Annotated in this window: 15 protein-coding genes; 12 read left to right on the plus strand and 3 right to left on the minus strand. The window is 71.4% G+C overall.

Annotation, left to right across the window (positions count from 1 at the left end):
- Positions 1-89 precede the first annotated feature (89 nt).
- The 7 genes from ACQPZO_RS12010 (at position 90) to ACQPZO_RS12040 (ending at position 8,722) form a co-directional block, all read left to right on the plus strand.
- Positions 90-542 carry a protein-tyrosine phosphatase family protein gene (locus tag ACQPZO_RS12010; protein ID WP_433349717.1) on the plus strand — a complete coding sequence of 151 codons (453 nt, stop codon included), beginning with the start codon at positions 90-92 and terminating at the stop codon, positions 540-542.
- A gap of 46 nt (positions 543-588) precedes the next feature.
- Entirely contained in the window at positions 589-1,638 is a 1,050-nt protein-coding gene (locus ACQPZO_RS12015) for a Rieske 2Fe-2S domain-containing protein (RefSeq protein WP_433349719.1), read from the plus strand.
- Positions 1,631-4,150, plus strand: a complete 2,520-nt coding sequence (locus tag ACQPZO_RS12020; protein ID WP_433349721.1) for a PEP/pyruvate-binding domain-containing protein — start codon at positions 1,631-1,633, stop codon at positions 4,148-4,150. The genes ACQPZO_RS12015 and ACQPZO_RS12020 overlap by 8 nt, the downstream gene beginning before the upstream one ends.
- Positions 4,147-4,734 (plus strand): hypothetical protein, encoded by a 588-nt coding sequence (locus ACQPZO_RS12025; protein WP_433349723.1) that lies wholly within the window; start codon positions 4,147-4,149, stop codon positions 4,732-4,734. The genes ACQPZO_RS12020 and ACQPZO_RS12025 overlap by 4 nt, the downstream gene beginning before the upstream one ends.
- Positions 4,727-5,740, plus strand: a complete 1,014-nt coding sequence (locus ACQPZO_RS12030) for a lysylphosphatidylglycerol synthase transmembrane domain-containing protein (protein WP_433349725.1) — start codon at positions 4,727-4,729, stop codon at positions 5,738-5,740. Before ACQPZO_RS12025 ends, ACQPZO_RS12030 begins: the two co-directional genes overlap by 8 nt.
- Positions 5,733-6,581, plus strand: a complete 849-nt coding sequence (locus tag ACQPZO_RS12035; protein ID WP_433349727.1) for a class I SAM-dependent methyltransferase — start codon at positions 5,733-5,735, stop codon at positions 6,579-6,581. Before ACQPZO_RS12030 ends, ACQPZO_RS12035 begins: the two co-directional genes overlap by 8 nt.
- A 104-nt stretch (positions 6,582-6,685) precedes the next feature.
- On the plus strand, positions 6,686-8,722 hold the full coding sequence (locus ACQPZO_RS12040; RefSeq protein ID WP_433349729.1) for a hypothetical protein: 2,037 nt from the start codon (positions 6,686-6,688) through the stop codon (positions 8,720-8,722).
- Positions 8,723-8,780: 58 nt separating this feature from the next.
- Here the strand turns inward: ACQPZO_RS12040 and ACQPZO_RS12045 are convergent, their stop codons facing one another.
- Both ACQPZO_RS12045 and ACQPZO_RS12050 read right to left on the minus strand, forming a co-directional pair.
- Positions 8,781-9,497 (minus strand): DUF2306 domain-containing protein, encoded by a 717-nt coding sequence (locus tag ACQPZO_RS12045; protein WP_433349731.1) that lies wholly within the window; start codon positions 9,495-9,497, stop codon positions 8,781-8,783.
- A gap of 154 nt (positions 9,498-9,651) precedes the next feature.
- Positions 9,652-10,635, minus strand: a complete 984-nt coding sequence (locus ACQPZO_RS12050) for an NAD(P)-dependent alcohol dehydrogenase (RefSeq protein WP_433349733.1) — start codon at positions 10,633-10,635, stop codon at positions 9,652-9,654.
- 113 nt (positions 10,636-10,748) lie between these two features.
- Here ACQPZO_RS12050 and ACQPZO_RS12055 point away from each other — a divergent pair, with 113 nt between their 5' ends.
- Positions 10,749-11,465, plus strand: a complete 717-nt coding sequence (locus tag ACQPZO_RS12055) for a TetR/AcrR family transcriptional regulator (protein ID WP_433349735.1) — start codon at positions 10,749-10,751, stop codon at positions 11,463-11,465.
- A gap of 164 nt (positions 11,466-11,629) precedes the next feature.
- Here ACQPZO_RS12055 and ACQPZO_RS12060 read toward each other — a convergent pair whose 3' ends face one another.
- A complete protein-coding gene (locus ACQPZO_RS12060; RefSeq protein ID WP_433349737.1) occupies positions 11,630-12,367 on the minus strand; it encodes a PIG-L deacetylase family protein in 738 nt (245 codons plus the stop codon).
- A 135-nt stretch (positions 12,368-12,502) separates the two neighbouring features.
- On the opposite strand from ACQPZO_RS12060, the gene ACQPZO_RS12065 reads away from it, so the two are divergent.
- Genes ACQPZO_RS12065 through ACQPZO_RS12080 form a run of 4 tightly spaced genes read left to right on the plus strand, consistent with a single transcriptional unit; the run spans position 12,503 to position 17,772 of the window.
- Positions 12,503-14,110 carry an ABC transporter substrate-binding protein gene (locus ACQPZO_RS12065; protein WP_433349739.1) on the plus strand — a complete coding sequence of 536 codons (1,608 nt, stop codon included), beginning with the start codon at positions 12,503-12,505 and terminating at the stop codon, positions 14,108-14,110.
- 1 nt (position 14,111) lies between these two features.
- Positions 14,112-15,125: an ABC transporter permease gene (locus ACQPZO_RS12070; RefSeq protein ID WP_433349741.1), complete on the plus strand. Its 1,014-nt coding sequence runs from the start codon at positions 14,112-14,114 to the stop codon at positions 15,123-15,125.
- Positions 15,122-15,946, plus strand: a complete 825-nt coding sequence (locus ACQPZO_RS12075; protein ID WP_433349743.1) for an ABC transporter permease — start codon at positions 15,122-15,124, stop codon at positions 15,944-15,946. Before ACQPZO_RS12070 ends, ACQPZO_RS12075 begins: the two co-directional genes overlap by 4 nt.
- Positions 15,946-17,772 carry an ABC transporter ATP-binding protein gene (locus ACQPZO_RS12080; protein WP_433349745.1) on the plus strand — a complete coding sequence of 609 codons (1,827 nt, stop codon included), beginning with the start codon at positions 15,946-15,948 and terminating at the stop codon, positions 17,770-17,772. Before ACQPZO_RS12075 ends, ACQPZO_RS12080 begins: the two co-directional genes overlap by 1 nt.
- Positions 17,773-17,781: the final 9 nt, after the last annotated feature.

Here is a 17,781-nt window from a genome sequence, read left to right on the forward strand (position 1 = left end):
CCTGTTCCGTCACCCCGGTTCGGGGAATCTGTCACCTAGGCTTTCTCTCGGACCGGTCCCGAGGCCGAGCAGTGGAGAGGGTGTTCCGAATGACCGAAGCCGGCTGGCAGCCGAACGCAGCGGGTGTCATGCGACTGCCGTCCGGACGGCTGGTGCGCGGCCGCGGCCTGCGGCACCCGTTGCCGGACGGACCCGAGCCGCAGTTCGGGGTCTACCTGGTGGGCTCCCCGCCGAAGCCGGTGACGTGGGAGAGCCGCTGGGTCCGCTGGCGGGACTTCTGGCTGCCGGCCGACCGCCCGGAGTTCGTCGGCGTCCTGCGCGAGGTGCTGGACCGGGCCGGGACGCAACGGGTCGAGCTGGCCTGCGGAGGCGGCTTCGGGCGTACCGGGACGGCGCTGTCGTGTCTGGCGGTCCTCGACGGCGTGCCCCCCGCGGAGGCCGTTGCCTACGTCCGCGAGCACTACTTGCACCGGGCCGTCGAGACACCGTGGCAACGGCGATTCGTCGCTCGCTTCGACCAGACGGCGCACCACCGGCGCTGACCGGTTCGCGCCCCGTTCCCGCCGGATCGGTCGGCGGTGCGGGGCGATGACCGTGCAGAACCAGCCGGCCGGCACGCGTACGGACCGTGGCTTCAACCTCGCGGCGAGCTGGTACGTCGCGCTGCCGTCCAACCGGCTGAGGCGTACGCCGAAAGCGATCACGCTGTTCGGCCGACGCCTGGTGGCCTGGCGGGACGGCAGCGGTCGCCCCACGGTGATGGCGCGCGCCTGCCCGCATCTGGGCGCCAGCCTCGCCGACGGCAGGGTCGTCGACGGGACGCTGCGGTGCGCGTTCCACCACTGGCGGTTCACCGGTGACGGCGCCTGTGTCGCTGTTCCGGGCACCGACCGCATCCCGCGCGGCGCACGGGTCAGGGCGTACCCGACAGCGGAGCGTCACGGCTATGTCTGGGTGTGGTACGGCAGCGCCGAACCGATGTTCGCCCTGCCGGAGTTCCCCGCGCTGGACGGCGGGGCGGGGTTCGCCCGCGGGTTCCGGCTGGCCGATCTCACCGGAGCGACCGTCCGGCGGATCCTGGAGAACACGTACGACCCGGACCACCTCGTCGAGTTGCACGGCCTCGACGTCACTGACCAGCCGAGCCTGCGGATCCTCGACGGGCCGGACGAGCTGACCGGACACGGGCCGCCCATCCTCGGTGGCGCGTGGATGGGCGCGGAGCTGACCTGGCCGGCCTACACCGGCAGGCTCGGCGCCCTCGCCAACCTGCTGGGGATCAATGCCGAGCACTTCGTGCTGCGCGTCGACGGCTGGCCGGCCGGGCAGCGCATCACCTACTGGGCCGACGACGTGATCCAGTACCGGCTGCTGCTCGCCACCACGCCGGTCACCCCCAACCGGACGGTGCAGCACATCGCCGTCGCCCTCGAACCGAGCGGCCGGCGGCTACGCGACCTGCGGAACTACCTGGTGCACCGGCCGGAGATCACCGTCACGTCGAACCAGGATCTGCCGATCTTCAACACCCTCGAGACCGGCGACCGGCACGGCATCTACGTAGAAGGGGACAGCGGTATCCGCGCCTTCCGCAAGCACTACCAGCACTGGGTGCAACGGGTGGCCGACGATGCCTGACGTCATCGCGCTGTCGGCGGTCGGCCGGGACGACACGCCGACCGTGGGTGCCAAGGCCGCCAACCTGGGCGAGCTCATCGGCGTCGGCGTACCGGTGCCGCCGGGGTTCTGCCTACCCACCTCGGTCTACGAACGGTTCGCGCAGCCGGCCGTGGCGCCGCACCTGGCCCTGCTCGCCCGCGAGGACGAACAGGCCGCCGGAACGCTGCGCGCGGCGGTCGAGGCGATCGAGCTGCCGGCGACCCTGCTCACCGACCTGCAGGAGGCGTTCCGGACGGTGTGCCCGGCCGGCGGAGCCGTCGCGGTCCGGTCCTCCGGCACCTCGGAGGACACGGCGGACACCAGCTTCGCCGGCCAGTACCACACCGAGCTGGGGGTCCGGACGTTCGACCGGCTGGTGACCGCGCTGCTGCGCTGCTGGGCCTCGCTCTGGGACGTCCACGCCATCCACTACCGGGACCGGGTAGGACTGCCGCACGCCGAGGCACGCATGGCCGTCGTCGTGCAGGCCCTGGTGCCCGCCGACGCCGCCGGTGTCATGTTCGTGACCGCGCCGACCGTCGCGGTCACCGAACCAGTGGTCATCGAGTCTAGCTGGGGGCTCGGCGAGGCGGTGGTCAGCGGCGTCGTCACACCCGACCGCCACGTGGTGGACCGCGACAGCCATCGGCTGCTCAGCACGGAACACTCCCACAAACCCCTCATGGTCACGCCCACCGAGGACGGCGCCACCTTCGTCGACGTCCCACCCGAACTGCGCGACGCACCCTCGCTGACCGGGGGACAGGCCGTGGCGCTCGCCCGGCTGGGCATCGCGGTCCAGGAGCACTTCGGCGCCTCCCAGGACATCGAGTGGGCCATCAAGGACGGCCGGTTCGCGATCCTGCAGGCACGCCCGCTCACCCGGGACGTGGTGCTGCCCGAGGACGTCCGCTGGCGCAGCCCCATCGAGGGCGCCGAGTGGGCGCGGATCAGCATCTGCGACTCGTGGCTGCCGGAGCCCCTGTCCCCGCTCTTCGCGACGACGCTCTTCCCCCGCCTGGTGCGCAAGTGGAAGCAGAACTGGTCCGGTCGGGACCCGCGCATCGACCGCCTGCTGCCGGAGCCGATGTCGGGCACCATCAACGGGTACGCCTACATCCGGCTCGACACCCGACTCAAGCGGCACCCGGTCCAGACCGGCAAGCTCGTGGTCGCCTTCTTCCGCTTCCATCTCGCCCGGCTCGACCGCCAGTGGCGTACGACCCTGCTGCCGCACCACATCGAGCGGATCGAGGCGCTGCGCAGGATCACCCCCGCCAGGCTGACCACCCGCGACGTGCTCGCCGTCATCGACGAGGCCGAGGAACTCAGCGCGGTGTACTGGGCGCTGCTCGGCGGGCTCGCCTGGTACTGGAACGGCGGCGAGTGGCTGCTCGACCGCCTGTACCGCACTCTGGCCCCGCCGGAGGCGGCCGAGGACGGGTTCGCGGCGCTGTTGCAGGGATACCCGACCAAGACCTCCGAGATGGACGTCGCTCTCTTCGAGCTCGCCTCGGCCGACGGGCCCGGGGACGGGCCACCGGACGGCTTCGACCAGTTCCTGGAGCGGTACGCACATCAGGCGTACCAGCTGGACTTCGCCGAGCCGACGCCGGTCGAGGATCCGGCGGCGATCCTGACCACCCTCGAGGCGTACCGGGAGGGTCGTCTCCGCTCGCCGCACGACCGCCTGCGCGACCTGGCCCACCAGCGGGAAGAGTCCCGCACGACGTTGTTGCGCGGCTTGCGCCGCAAGCCGGTCCGACGCGCCGTGCTCCGGGCTCTGCTGCGCTGGACCCGCTACTACGCCCACGTCCGGGACGAGGCGCTGCACTACTTCACGATGGGCTGGCCGACCATCCGGCGTGGGTATCTCGACCTGGGACGGCGGCTGGCCGATGCGGGCGGACTGAGCGCCGCCGCCGACGTCTTCTTCCTCAGCGGCGACGAGCTGATCGAGCAGCTGCGCGTCCTGGGAGCCGGGGCCCGGCCGGCCGATCTCGCCGAAACCGTGCGACTGCGGCGGGAACTGCGGGAACAGCAGCGCCAGGTGTCACCGCCCGCCCAGGTGCCCCGAGGACTGCGGGTGGAGGTGGCGGGCGTGGACTTCCTACCGATCGCCTTCCTCGGCCGCAGCGAGGACCTCGACGAGTCGTCGGCCGATCTCAGGGGGTTCGCGGTCAGCCCCGGTCGGGTCACCGCGACCGCTCGGCACGTCAGTTCGGTACGGGACTTCAACGAGGTGAGAGCCGGTGACGTGTTGGTCGCCTCGTACGTCACGCCTGCCTGGTCCCCGCTGCTGGGCATCGCCGGCGGAATCATCACCGACAGTGGGGGAGCGCTGTCCCACGGTTCCATCGTCGCCCGCGAGTACGGCATCCCAGCCGTGATGGGCACCGGCAACGCCACCAAGGTCATTCAGAACGGCCAGATCGTCACCGTCGACGGCACCCGCGGACTCGTCTACCTGACAGAGGGGAGCACCTCGTGACAACTCCGCCAGCACTGTCGGACTGGGTGCCCGGTCTCGACGACTCCGCGACGCTCGCGGAGGCGCACGCCGGGATGCCCGGCGACGACCCCTCCGTCGTCCCGTGGTACGTCCGGCTCCTGGAGAATCCGGCGAGCCCGGTCGCCCTGCCCGGCAACGTCGATCTCTTCGGCCACGACAGCATCCACATCATCCTCGGCCGCGGCACCCTGCCGTCCGATGAGGCCTTCGTGCTCGGGGCCACGATGGGCTCCAGCGGACGACTCAGTCGGTGGCAGCAGAAGCTGTTCACCCTCGCGACCAGCAAGCTGTACCGCGGGCCGTGGCGGCTGGGCCGCGACGACCTGCTGCTGTTCGAGATGGCCGTACGCTTCGCGGCTCACCAGAGCATCCAGCCGCTCGGCGATGTGCCGTGGCGCGACCTGCTCTCCTGGCCGCTGGGCGAGATTCGGGCGAAGCTGGGCATCCACCCCCCTGACCTGCTCCGCTTCTACGCCACCGAGCGCGCGTTGTGGCCGCACAGTGCCGCTGCCCGGCGGCTGCCGACCTCCGTGGCCGCCGACCACGTCTGCCCTGATGAGTGAGACCCGGGCGGCGCCGAAGAAACGGTGGGATCTCGTCGTCCGGGTGGTGCTCATCGCGACAACCGTCATCTCGCTGTGGTGGTTCCTGCGCGGGCTCGACGCGCGCGCGTTCAGCGACACGCTGACCCGCGTGGATGTGCCGCTGCTGGTGGTCGCGGTGCTGCTCAACCTCGTCGCCCAGGTCGTCCGGGCCGGCAGTTGGGTGGTGATGCTGGGCCCCCGGCACCAGCCGCCGGCCGGCCGGCTCCTGCGATACGAGTTCGCCGCGCAGGCGGCGTCGTCGATCAGCCCGGCCCGCGCCGGTGAGCTGCTCCGCCTGTGGATGCTCAAGCATGAGGGCGTCCCGGTCGGGATCACCGGCGCGCTCATCGTGCTGAAGAAGACGATCGGGGCGGCCTGCATGGGTCTGCTGGCACTGGCCACGCCGTTCCTGGTCCCCGGGCTGCCCGGCTGGGTGACCGGCTTCGTCATCGGCGTGTCGGCCCTCATGCTCGTGCTGCTCGGTCTGCTCGTGGTGACCGCCTACCGTGCCCGGGCGAACCGGCTGCCGAAGATGCTGCACAGCATGGTCGACGGCATGTACTTCCTGAAGGACCGGTTGCGGTTCAGCTCGGCTTCCTGCCTCATTCTCGTCGGCGAGATGATCGACGTGGCCGCCGCCTACACAGTCATGCGGGCGCTGCACATCGGTCTGTCGGTGGCCGCCGTCGTTCTGGTGGTCTTCTTCATCGACTTCTCCAACGTCCTGCCCGGTGCACCCGCCAACCTGGGCACGTTCGAGGTCGGTGCCGTCTACTGCCTCAGCCTGCTGCACGTCGCGCCGGACGCCGCCCTCGGCTTTGCGCTGCTGTTCCACGCCCAGCAGGTCCTGCCCCAGGTCGTCGTCGGCCTGCCGCTCCAGCTGCACTTCCTCAGCGTGCGGAGAAAGCAGCCGGGCGCCAACGGCCCCGGAACCACCGGCGCGGTGACCACCGCGCCGCCGCTAGTACGGAGTGACCATGACTGATCAGCTGTGGGCCGTCTACGACACGGTCGCCGACGTGTACGACGAGATCGGTCCCGCCTTCTTCAAACCCGTCGGCAGCAGGCTCGTCGGCCACGCGGCGGTAGCGCCTGGTGAGTGCGTCCTGGACATCGGTACCGGCCGCGGCGCCGTCCTCTTCCCGGCCGCGGCCGCGACGGGCCCGGACGGTGCGGTCACCGGCATCGACCTGGCACCGCGGATGATCCAGTTCCTCCAGGAGGACATCGCCCGGCGCGGGATCGTCAACGCTCGGGCGGTCGTCATGGACGGCGCGGCACCAACCTTCGCTCCGGAAACGTTCGACCTGATCACCGCCAGCATGAGTCTCCCCCTTGTCCCGGATCACCCGGCCACCCTGGCCACCTACGCCCGGCTGTTGCGTCCCGGGGGGCGGATCGCCCTCGCCGTCCCCGGAGCCGTCACCGAAGGGGACGGGTCGCAGATCGCGCTGGAGTTCTTCCAACGAGCCATGCGTGACTTCGCCGCGACCGATGCCGCAGCCGGTACGGCTGACGCACTCGACGCCGCCGACGAGGTTGATGCCATAACCCGGCATCTGCGGGGCGCGGGCTTCGTCGAGCCGCGGGTCGTGGTCGAGGATGTGCCACTCGTCGCGGCGTCCGGGGAGGAGTTCGTCCGCTGGACGTACGCGCAGGGTCTACGCCTCTTCTGGGACATGATCCCGCAGGAACGCCGCCCTGACCTGGAACGTCAGCTCGCTGCGGAACTGGACACCCGGCGGGACGCCGACGGTTGTATCCGGCTCACGAACCCGGTCTGCTTCATCGTGGCTCGGGACCACCGGGCGGGTACTCGTTCGTAGCCCGTAGCCCCTTGCCGAGATCCATTCACGAGCGTAGGAAGGACACCACGCTTTACCCGCCACCGTCAGCCCCCGCAACGGGCCACCGTCCAGTGTCGAAGGAGATGCGCGTGACCACACTCAGACGGCTCCGTCTTGCCGTGTCCGTGCTGGTGACCGCAGGCGCCGTCCTGCTCGGCGCGGGCGCCGCCGCGGCGCCCGCGACTCCCGCACCGGCGGGGCACCGGGCGTGCGACCCGATCGACCCGACGGCCTGCCTGCTGCCGTTCCCGAACGACTACTTCACCGTGCCGGATCGGACCAGCCCCACCGGCAAGCGGGTGCGGCTCCCGGCCTCCGCGATGCCCGCCAACGCGCAGGGGACCCCGATCGACCCGACGGAATGGAACCGGCAGGACGGATTCAGTCCCGGCTCGCCGATCCTGGTGCGCGTGCCCGGCCTCGACGCCGCGACGACCGGAATCGCGCCGGTCACCGACGTCGGCCGCTCGCTGGCGCCGGACGCGCCGATCGTGCTGCTCGACGCCCGGACCGGCAAGCGTACGCCGTACTGGGCCGAGCTGGACGCGCACGCGGCCGGCCAGCCGGACCGGCAGCTGCTGATCATCCGGCCGGCGGTGGCGCTGACCGAGGGCACCAGGTACGTCGTCGGCCTGCGCGGCATGCGCGACGGCAACGAGGCGCTGATTCCGGCGCCGAAGGCGTTCAGGGCGTACGTGACCGGTGCCGGCCTCGGCCATCGGGACCCTCGCGTCCCGCAGATGAAGCGGATCCTCACCGACCTGACCAAGGCCGGCGTCAAGCGGCACAGCCTCTACCTGGCCTGGGACTTCACCGTGGCCAGCCGGCACGGTCTGACCGGGCGGATGCTGGCGATCCGGGATGGCGCGTTCGCCGCCCTCCGCCGGGCCGCACCGTCGTTCACCGTCACTGCGGTGACCGACTATTCACCGGAGCAGGAGCCGCTGATCGCCCGGCAGGTGACCGGCACCATCGGCGTACCGTCCTATCTGACCGGCGACGGTGGGCCCGGCTCCCGGCTGCACTACGGGGCGGCCGGCGGCGGCGGGACGCCACCGACGCCGAACGCCTTGCCCACGCCGTCCGGCGCGACGGTGGCGGCGGACTTCGTCTGCAACATCCCCCGCAGTGCCTCCGCCGCGAAGCCGGCACACCTCTCGCTCTACGGCCACGGCCTGCTCGGCAAGACGACCGAGATCAACGCGGGCAACGTCAAGACGATGTCGAACACGTACGACTTCACCTTCTGTGCGACCAGCTGGATCGGCATGGCCGCCGCCGACGTCCCCTACGTGGCCGGCGCCTTCACCGAGCTCAGTGGCTTTCCCGCAGTGGTGGACCGGTTGCAGCAGAGCTTCCTGAACTTCCTCTTCCTGGGCCGGGCGATGATCCACCCGGGCGGGTTCGCCGCCCACCCGGCGTTCCGGGACGCCGCCGCACGACCGCTGATCAACGTGGCCGGCGGGCTGCACTACGACGGCAACAGCCAGGGCGGCATCAACGGCGGCGCGCTCACCGCCATCGCCCAGGACTGGACCCGGTCGGTGCTCGGCGTGCCGGCGATGAACTACTCCACGCTGCTGCAACGCAGCGTGGCCTTCGCCCCGTTCCAGACGATCATGGACGGCTACTACCCGGACAAGGTCGACCAGCAGCTGGTTCTCGCGTTGCTGCAGATGTTGTGGGACCGGTCCGAGGCCAACGGGTACGCCCAGCACATGACCGACCGGCCGTTGCCGGGCACCCCGCCGCACCAGGTGCTGATGCACGTGGCCTTCGGCGACCAGCAGGTTTCCACCGCCGCGGCGGAGGTCCAGGCGCGCACCATCGGCGCCCGCCTGCACACCCCCGCGCTCGCCGACGGCTGGTCACCGGACGTGCGGCCCTACTGGGGCATCGCGCCGATCCGCAGGTATCCGTACACCGGCTCGGCGATCGTGATCTGGAACAGCGGCGCGGCGTACGCGCCACCGCCGACCAACCTCGCCCCGGCCGGGCCGGAGTACGGCGACGATTCGCATGAGTTCCCGCGCGCCCAGGCCGGAGCCCAGAAACAGAAGGCGGTGTTCCTACTAACCGGCAAGGTCATCGATGTCTGTGCGCGGACGCCCTGCCCGTGACGCGGTAACCGGTCGCGCCAACGGGCAGGCGTCGTAACTGAACCTTCGCCGGGTGGGCTCATAGGGGTCGGACCGGAGTTGCGGGGGTGCGGCGGTGCCGGGCCCAGAGGCCAGCTGGGCGTCGGATGACCCATTCGGCGACGGCCGCGTTGATGATCCAGCCGGCCCCTACGGAGAGGGCGGTGCTCAGGTCGCTCGTGCCGAACAGGGTCTCACCGATGGGTTGGGTGAATGCCTGGGTGCCGGCGCTGACGGCGAGGGCGTAGGCACGGATCATCCAGGCGCGGTGGGCGGCGACATGGCGACGGCGAATCGCGGTGAACCCCGCAACGATGCTGGCGGCCATTGCCGATCCGACCAGGAGCCGGATGCCCCACAGCAGGTCACCGCCCGGGGCGTCGGGGTAGAACAGTGTCATCCAGGTCCCGGAGGCGGCGACGATCAGGCCGGCCACGATCAGTATCCGGCCGGACCGTCGGTGCCAGCCTGGACGGCGACGACGCAGCCGGGCGGAGAACTGGAACGCGCCGAGGAAGGCGTAGAGGGCCGCGGCAAGCACGTGCACCACGACGGGCGCCGGGGAGCTATCGATGCGCGGGTTGGTGGGCAGCAGCTGCGGGCCGCCGGCGAGCTCGAGAAGCCGCAGTGACCCGGCGACGACCGGGATGAGGCCGAGGGCCACCAGCGCTACCGGGAGGTGCCAGCCCGACCCGTCCCGGTCACCCGACGGGCGCCGTGCTGCCGGTCGGGTGACCGGGGCGGTGTGCCGGGTCATCCGACACCCGCCGTGGTGGCCATGCGCGGACCGTCGAGCGAGGCCGTGGAGTCGGTGGGCGCGGTGCGTGGGAGTGGACGGGCGAGCATGATCATGGCGATGCCTTTCGGTAGGACCAGGAACGGGCAGAAGGCGTCTGGCGTCAGTCCGGGGGTCAGATGGTGATGACCACTTTCGCCCGCGCGTGTTCGCCTTCCACGTACCGGATGGCTTCGGGAACCTCGGGCAGCTGATACGTCCGGTCGATGACCGGGGTGAGGCGGCCGGCCTCGGCGTGGGTGCGGAGCGTGTCGAGGTGTTGCCGGCTGGGTGCGGTGGTGAGAATGGCGATGCGGTGCCGCACGAAGGGTGCCAGCAAGCGTCCGCGCGCGATGAGCCAGACCGGCCCGACGAGGCTGCCGCCGCGATAGACGCCGCCGCCGGAGAGCACGAGCGTCCCGGTCGGGGTCAACGCTCGCCGGAGCGCGGTGAGGGAACGGTTGCCGACCAGGTCGAACACGACGTCGTGGCGGCCGGCGTCGTGGGTGAAGTCGTCGCGGGTGTAGTCGACCACGTGATCGGCGCCGAGGGAGCGCACCAGGTCGACGTTGCGGGTGCTGCACACCCCCGTCACGGTCGCGCCGAGCGCCTTGGCCAGTTGGACGGCCAGGGTGCCGACGCCGCCGGACGCGCCGTTGACGAGAACGTGGTGGCCGGGCTCGACCTGCCCGACATCGCACAGCCCCATGAGTGCGGTGACGCCGGCCAGTGGCAGGGCGGCCGCCTGCTGCGGCGTCAGGTTCCCGGGCTTGCGCGCGACCAGGGTCTCGGGCACGCATGCGTACTCGGCGAACGCGCCGTTGGCGTCGCCCAGGTCGCCGAAGACGGCGTCGCCCGGTCGCACCTGCCGGACGTTGGGGCCGACGGCTTCGACCCGGCCGGCGAAGTCGCGGCCGCGGATTCGCGCCTGCGGCCCTGACCGGCCCATCGACAGGCGTGCCAGCCGTGGATCGCCGCGCATGACGTGCCAGTCGTACGCGTTGAGCGCGGCGGCCTCGACCCGCACGAGCACCTCGTCGGCCGCCGGCACCGGCGCGTCGACGTCAGCGAGGGTGAGCATCTCCGGCGGACCGTATCGATCCTGGACGATCGCTTTCACCTCTCTCCCTCCCAGGTGTACGGCGTACACCTTCTGGGAACAAGGGTAGGTGTACGCCGTACACCCGTCAAGGTGGCTAGGGTTCAACCGCCGGCAGAAAGTGGAGGACCGTGATGGCTGAGCAGGCTGAGACGCTGCGTCGGGCGCCGCTGAGCAGAGATCGCGTCCTGTGTGCCGCCGTCACGCTCGCCGACGAGGCGGGGATCGAGTCCCTCAGCATGCGCAACCTCGCCCAGGATCTGGGCGTCGTGCCGATGGCCCTCTACAAGCACGTGGCGAACAAGAATGAGCTGCTCGACGGCATGATCGACGTGGTCGTCGGCGAGATCGATCCTCCGGTGCTCGACACCGACTGGAAGCGCGTGATCCGCGAGCGCATCCTCTCGGCGCGGGAGGTGCTGCTGCGCCACCCCTGGGCGTCGATCGCGATCGAGTCTCGCAACGAGGCGACGCCGGCCATCCTCGGCTACCTCAACTCGATGGTCGGGACGCTCCGCAAGGGCGGGTTCTCCACGGACCTCGCCCACCACGTGATGCACGCGATGGGCAGTCGCATGCTGGGCTTCAGCCAGGAGTTGTTCGACGCTTCCCGGCGCGCCGGTCGGTCCGGCATGGCCGAGCCCGAACCTCCGGCGGCGTTTCCGGCGGAGGCCGCCGCCCAGTTCCCGCATCTCGCGGCGATCGCCACCGCGGCGTCACACGACGACACCTCGGTCGTCGGCCAGGGCTGTGACGACCAGTTCGAGTTCGAGTTCGCTCTGGACCTGTTGCTGGACGGCATCGAACGGCTGCACCAACAGGGCTGGACGTCGTCGCGTCCACCCGGCTGAGACGGTGGCCCTGGGCCGCCCGGTCGGGATCCAGCCCGGCCGGGCGGTGTGACGAAGCACCCGCCTTCGCGCCTTGCCTCGATGGTGCTATTGCCAAACACTGGCAATAGTGGCCAGACTGTCGATGACCTTGGAACGACCCCGTGCGTGGCCGCTGCCAGGCATTATTCGATGAGGGCAGGCAGATGGAAGTCACCTTCGCGCCGGTACGCCTCCGCGAAGGCGTACCGTCCGTGGTGGCCGACACCGTGGTAGATGTGCGTGGCCCGGTCGAGGACCTCGTGCAGGGTGCGCCCGCGCTCGTAGGCGTCCTCGATCTGGGCGTACCCGGGGACCAGCGCTTCGAGGTCGGCGGGGCGCAGTTCGTTCTCCCAGTGGGCCGCGGAGAACTCGAGCTGGCTGCGCAGGCTGTTCATCGCGGCGACCTTCAACGGCCAGTACGGGGCGATGTCGACCACGCAGTTGGCTCGCGAGGGCGTCATGTAGTAGATCGTCGGTACCGGGTGGGGAGCGAGACCGTCGTCGGCGGCGAACCCGCGACCGGCCAGGCCGAGCGCCTCGAAGACCAGGGTCATCGCCGGTCGCCGATCGGGGTCGAGATCGGTCAGGGAGTGCTCCGGGTCCTGGGTGATGACGATGGACGGGCGCACCGTGCGGATGACCTTGACCAGGGCACGCTTGTGGGCCTCGTCGACGGCGACGTGTCCCTGCCGGAAGCCGAGAAACTCCACCGGAACCCCGAGGACGTCGGCTGCCGCGCTCACGCCCGGACGCATCTCCTCGTCGCACACCATCAGCGCCGCGTGCGACTCGCCCCCGGCAGCGAGGTTCGCCGCGAGCGCGCCACCGCACTCGACGATCTCCATGCCGTAGACGCCGATCAGCAGGACCCGACTACCCATTAACCGCTCCTTCTTCGTGCCCACCGGATCGTGGGAGTGCCGACGATAGCTGGCTGGCCCCGTCAGGTGCCCGGCCCCGTACCAGGAGGTCAACCGTCCGTGTCACACCGCGCCCGTCGACGAGGCAGGCCCGCCTTGCGTGTCCTGGCCGCAGGGCTACTGCTCGCCATCGCCGGTTGCACCGGCGGCGGCGGGGGCGATTCGGCCACCAGGAATGAGCCGCAGACCGCCTCGGCGCTGACCATCGCGGTCGCCGGCGACGAGGGGACGCTGACCCCCTACACGTATACGACCGGCTATGCGGGCTACAGCCTGATGAGCCTGGTCTTCGACACGCTGCTGGTCCTGGACACCGGCAACCGGGCCACGCCCCTGCTGGCCACCGGGGTGAGCACGAGTCCGGACAGCACGGTGTTCACACTGCCGCTGCGCACCGGTGTCAACTGGCATGACGGCAAGCCGTTCACCGCCGACGACGTCGTGTTCACCATCGACTACTACCGGAAGCACGACACCGTCCGGTTCGCCACACCGCTGGCGACCGTCACGAACGTGAAGGCGCAGGACGGCGCGGTGGTCATCACCCTGAGCAGGCCGGACCCGGAGTTCCCGGTCCGGCTGCTCGCGGACATGCCGGTGCTGGCCCGGCACATCTGGTCGGGGGTGGCCGATCCGGAGAAGGCACCGCTGTCGGCCGCGGTCGGCACCGGTCCGTACCGGCTGACCGACTACCAACCGGACCGCCGGTACGAGTTGACGGCCAACACCACGTACCCGATCGGTAAGCCCCGGATCGACAAGCTCACCGTCTCGGTGATCCCGGAGCAGCAGACCGCCCTCGCCTCGCTGCGTACCGGCGAGGTGCACCTGGTCGCCGACGAGGTCCCACCCAACCTGAAGGACCAACTGGCCCAACAGCCGGGCATCAAGGTGGCCACCGGATCGAACTTCTCCAGCACGCTGCTGGCCTTCAACGACGGCAAGGCCCCGTTCAACCGGGTCGAGGTGCGCCGGGCCATCTCCGCGGCGATCGACACCACCGACCTGGTCGACACCGTCCTGCTCGGGGAGGGCGCCGTCGGCAGCCCCGGATTCTGGCATCCGGAGGCACCCGGCGCGGACGCCGGCCTGAAGCACACCCACGACCCGGCCGCGGCCGCCGCCGCCCTGGACGCCATCGGCGCCGCACCCGGTGCCGACGGGATACGCGTCCTGGACGGCAAGCCGCTCGCCTTCGAACTGCTCGTCTACGCCGACAGCCCGGACCGGGTACGCGCCGCCGAGCTCATCACCGAGATGCTCGGCAAGATCGGTGTCCGCACGACCGTACGGTCGATGGACGCCGACTCGGTCGACGCCAGGGTGTGGCCCGACTTCGACGTGACCAACGGCCGCGACTACGACCTTGCCATCTGGGGCTGGGCGGCGCCCACGATGATCGACTACGCCAAGCTCGCTGCGCTGGTGGCCACCGATGCGAAGCTGGGGCATCTCAACGTCACCGGCATCGCCGACACCGAACTCGACGCCGCGGCGAAGCAGCTGCTGGAAACGACCACGCCGACCGACCGTCAGGCAGCGGCGGGGCGGCTGCAGCAGCTTCTGGCGGCGAAGACGCCGTTCGTCACCCTGTACTACCCGGCCGGGGCGTACGCCTACCGCAGCGACGTCTTCGCTGGCTGGGTCTACCAGCAGGGCAGGGGACCGCTCAACAAGCACTCCCTCGTCGCCCTGCCCGGCTGAGATGACCGTCGCGTCGCGCCCGGCCCGGGCCCGGACCGGGCTCGCCCGTGCCGTGCTGGGCCGGGCCGGCGGCTACCTGGCGGTCCTCGCCGTCGCGGTGACCGTCACGTTCGCCCTGCCTCGCGCGCTGCCGGGCGGCCCGCTGCGGACCCTCGGCGGCACCGACGTCGGTCAACTGGACGCCACGACCCGGGCTCAGGTCGTCGCCGCGTACGGGCTGGACCAGCCGCTGCACGTGCAGTTCGCCAGCTACCTGCGCGACCTGGCCCGGCTGGACCTCGGCGAGTCGTTCAACGGTGGCCGGCCGGTCATCGAGGCGATCGGGGCGGCGTTGCCCTGGACGCTGCTGCTGGTGGGCGCCAGCGTGCTGCTCACCGCCGCCGTCGGCGTCCTGCTCGGCGTGCTGGCCGGCCTGCGGCGTGACCGAGGCAAGGGCAACCTGCTGCTGGCGGGGGTGCTGCTGTTGGACGCCGCGCCCGCGTTCTGGCTCGGCATGCTCTGCATCCTGTTCTTCGGCGTGCACCTCGGGGCACTGCCCACCTTCGGCGTCACCTCCCCGGGGCACACCGGGCTTGCCGCAGTCGGCGACGTCGCCACCCACCTCGTCCTACCCGTGGGTGTGCTCGTGGCCACCGGGATCGGGCAGTTCTTCCTGGTGACGCGCTTCTCGATAGCCTCGGCGCTGCACGCCCCGCACGTCGAACACGCCCACGCCCGGGGAATCCCGCAGCGACGGGTCGTCACCCGGCACCTGCTGCGACCGGCGCTGCTGCCGGTCCACACCCAGCTGATGATGGAACTCGGCTGGCTGGTCGGCGGCGCCCTCGTCGTCGAGACCGTCTTCGCCTACCCGGGCCTGGGCCGGCTCACCTTCGACGCCATCGGGGGGCGGGACTATCCGACGATGCAGGGCACCTTCCTCACGCTGACCGTCACCGTGCTCGTCATGAACGCGTTGGCCGATCTGACGTACCCGCTGCTCGACCCGCGAGTTCGCGGGCGGGGCCGGTCGTGAGGGCCGGCCGGGTGGCCGGCTGGACCGGGGGCGTCCTGCTGGCGACCCTCGCCACCACCGCCCTCGTCGGCCCGTGGCTGCTCGGCACCGACGGCCGACAGCGGGTCGCCACACCGTACGCGGCACCGTCGGCCCACCGCTGGCTCGGCGCCGACGACCTCGGCCGGGACCTGTTCGCGCAACTGGTGATCGGCGCCCGCGGCTCGCTCGGCATCGCCCTGCTCGTCGCGAGCATCGCCACCATCGCGGCGGCGCTGGTCGGCGGGGTCGCCGGCCTGGCACCCGGCTGGGCCGCCGCGATCCTGATGCGGACCGTCGACCTGGTCCTCGCCCTGCCGTTCCTGCCGCTGCTGATCGTCGCGGCCGCGTTTCTCGGCCAGAGCCTCGGCGTACGGGCGGCGGTGGTCGCCGCCCTGGTCTGGGCCGGACCCGCCCGGCTGGTCCGCGCCGGGGTGCTCGCCGCCTGGTCCCGCGGCCACCTGCAGGCCGCCCGGGCGATGGGCGCGTCCACCTGGTACCTGCTCGTGCGGCACGCCTCCCCGGTCGTGGCCCCGCTGCTCGTGCCGGTCTTCGTCCGGGCGGCGATGACGGCCATCGTCCTCGACGCGAGTCTGGCCTTCCTCGGACTGGGTGACCCGACCGCCCCGAGCTGGGGCACGATGATCCACTGGGCGTCGGTCCGGGGCGCCATGCTGACCGACGCGTGGCTGTGGTGGGCGCTGCCACCCGGCGCCGCGATCGTGGCCACCGTCACCGCCCTCGCCCTGGTGGGCGTGGCCACCGAGGACCGGCTCGACCCCACCTCCCGGCAGGCCCGCTGATGCTGACGATCACGGATCTGACGATCCAGTACCCGAACGGCCACCCCGCCAGCCGCGACGTCAACCTCGTCGTCGACGCCGGCGAGATCGTGGCGCTGGCCGGCGAGACCGGCTCCGGCAAGTCCACCATCGCCAAGGCCCTGCTCGGCCTGCTGCCGCCCGGCTCGACCGTCACCGGCAGCGCCCGGCTCGGCGACCTGCGACTCACCGACCTCACCGGCCCCGACTGGTACGGCGTGCGCGGCCGACGGATCGCCATCGTGCCGCAGGGAGCGATGACCGGACTCAACCCGGTCCGCCGCATCGGCGACCAACTCGTCGAATCCGTGCGAGTACACACCCGGGCCTCCCGTCCGGCGGCCACCGCCCGTGCGGTCGACCTGCTCCAGCAGGTCCGGCTAGCCACGAACACGGCCGGCGCCTACCCGCACCAACTCTCCGGCGGGCAACGCCAACGGGTGGCGATCGCCCTCGCGCTGGCCGGCGAGCCGCAGCTCCTCATCGCCGACGAGCCCACCACGGGGCTGGACCTGGTCACCCAGAACCACATCCTGGACCTGCTCGCGAACCTGCGTGCCAACCACGAGGTCGGCCTCCTGCTGATCTCCCACGACCTGCCGGCCCTGCGCGGAATCGCCGACCGGATGGCCGTCATGTACGCCGGCACCCTCGTCGAAACCGGACCGGCGAACGGCCACGCCCACCACCCGTACACCCGAGGACTGCTCGCCGCGACGCCGTCACTCGACCCGACCGCACCCTGGACCAGCATCCCCGGGACCGCACCGGCCCAGCCCGACCGCGTTGCCGGCTGCCCCTTCGTGGAGCGCTGCCCCTGGGCCAGCGAGCCGTGCCACACCGAACCACCCCTCCCGGCGGCGCTCGGGGACGCGGTGGTCGCCTGTCACCAGCTGGGCGAGGACCGGCCGCTGCTGTTCCCGACCGCGTCCCCACCGCCCGCATCCACCAAGCCGGCCACATCAGGGCCGGGCAGGACCGTCGGCTCCGGGACGGCGGCCGAACCGGTGGTCAGTCTGACGGGCGTCGGTCACGTCTACCGGACCCGGCACCGGCAGACCACCGCGCTCTGCGGTGTCGACCTGCAGCTCCGGGCGGGGGAGATCGTCGCCATCGTGGGCGAGAGCGGCAGCGGCAAGAGCACCCTGGCGCAGATCCTGCTCGGCCTGCTACGGCCCACCACCGGCCAGGTCCACGTGGCCGGCAAGGATCTGCGGCTGCTGCGCGGGCGCCGGCTGCGGGCCGTCCGGCACCGGCTCGGCTTCGTGGCCCAGGATCCGTACGCCGCCCTGCACCCGGCGATGACCGTCGCGCAACTCGTCGCCGAACCCCTACGGATCGCCGGTACGCCCCGCCACCTGCACGCCGACCGGGTTACCCAGGCCCTCGAACGGGCCGGCCTACCCGGTACCGAACTACTCACCAGCCGACCCGATCAGCTGTCCGGCGGGCAACGTCAACGCATCGCCATTGCCCGCGCACTCGTCGGTCAACCGGTGCTGCTGATCGCCGACGAGGCGACCTCCATGCTCGACGTGTCCACCCGGGCCGGCATCGCCGCCACCCTGCGCCACCTCGCCGACAGCACCGGCCTGGCCGTCCTGTCCATCACCCATGATCTCGGCGAGGCAGTACAGAGCTGCGACCGGATCGTCGTGCTGCACCAAGGCGTACCCGTCCAACAGGGCCGCCCCCGCGACATCATCGACAGAGCGAACGCCGGATACCCGGCCGACCTGGTCGCCGCCGCCCGCCGGTACTCCGGCACCACGTCGCCGCCGCCCGCTGAGCCCCGGCCGGCAACCTGAGCGACCGCA

This window comes from Micromonospora sp. CA-111912 (assembly GCF_050948415.1).
Lineage (GTDB): Bacteria > Actinomycetota > Actinomycetes > Mycobacteriales > Micromonosporaceae > Micromonospora.

What these genes read in the sequence shown, in the direction of transcription:
- ACQPZO_RS12010 (WP_433349717.1), top strand. Translation starts at nt 90, where the DNA reads ATGACCGAAGCCGGCTGGCAGCCGAACGCAGCGGGTGTCATGCGACTG.
- ACQPZO_RS12015 (WP_433349719.1), top strand. Translation starts at nt 589, where the DNA reads ATGACCGTGCAGAACCAGCCGGCCGGCACGCGTACGGACCGTGGCTTC.
- ACQPZO_RS12020 (WP_433349721.1), top strand. Translation starts at nt 1,631, where the DNA reads ATGCCTGACGTCATCGCGCTGTCGGCGGTCGGCCGGGACGACACGCCG.
- ACQPZO_RS12030 (WP_433349725.1), top strand. Translation starts at nt 4,727, where the DNA reads ATGAGTGAGACCCGGGCGGCGCCGAAGAAACGGTGGGATCTCGTCGTC.
- ACQPZO_RS12035 (WP_433349727.1), top strand. Translation starts at nt 5,733, where the DNA reads ATGACTGATCAGCTGTGGGCCGTCTACGACACGGTCGCCGACGTGTAC.
- ACQPZO_RS12040 (WP_433349729.1), top strand. Translation starts at nt 6,686, where the DNA reads ATGCGCGTGACCACACTCAGACGGCTCCGTCTTGCCGTGTCCGTGCTG.
- ACQPZO_RS12045 (WP_433349731.1), bottom strand. Translation starts at nt 9,497, where the DNA reads ATGACCCGGCACACCGCCCCGGTCACCCGACCGGCAGCACGGCGCCCG.
- ACQPZO_RS12055 (WP_433349735.1), top strand. Translation starts at nt 10,749, where the DNA reads ATGGCTGAGCAGGCTGAGACGCTGCGTCGGGCGCCGCTGAGCAGAGAT.
- ACQPZO_RS12060 (WP_433349737.1), bottom strand. Translation starts at nt 12,367, where the DNA reads ATGGGTAGTCGGGTCCTGCTGATCGGCGTCTACGGCATGGAGATCGTC.
- ACQPZO_RS12070 (WP_433349741.1), top strand. Translation starts at nt 14,112, where the DNA reads ATGACCGTCGCGTCGCGCCCGGCCCGGGCCCGGACCGGGCTCGCCCGT.
- ACQPZO_RS12080 (WP_433349745.1), top strand. Translation starts at nt 15,946, where the DNA reads ATGCTGACGATCACGGATCTGACGATCCAGTACCCGAACGGCCACCCC.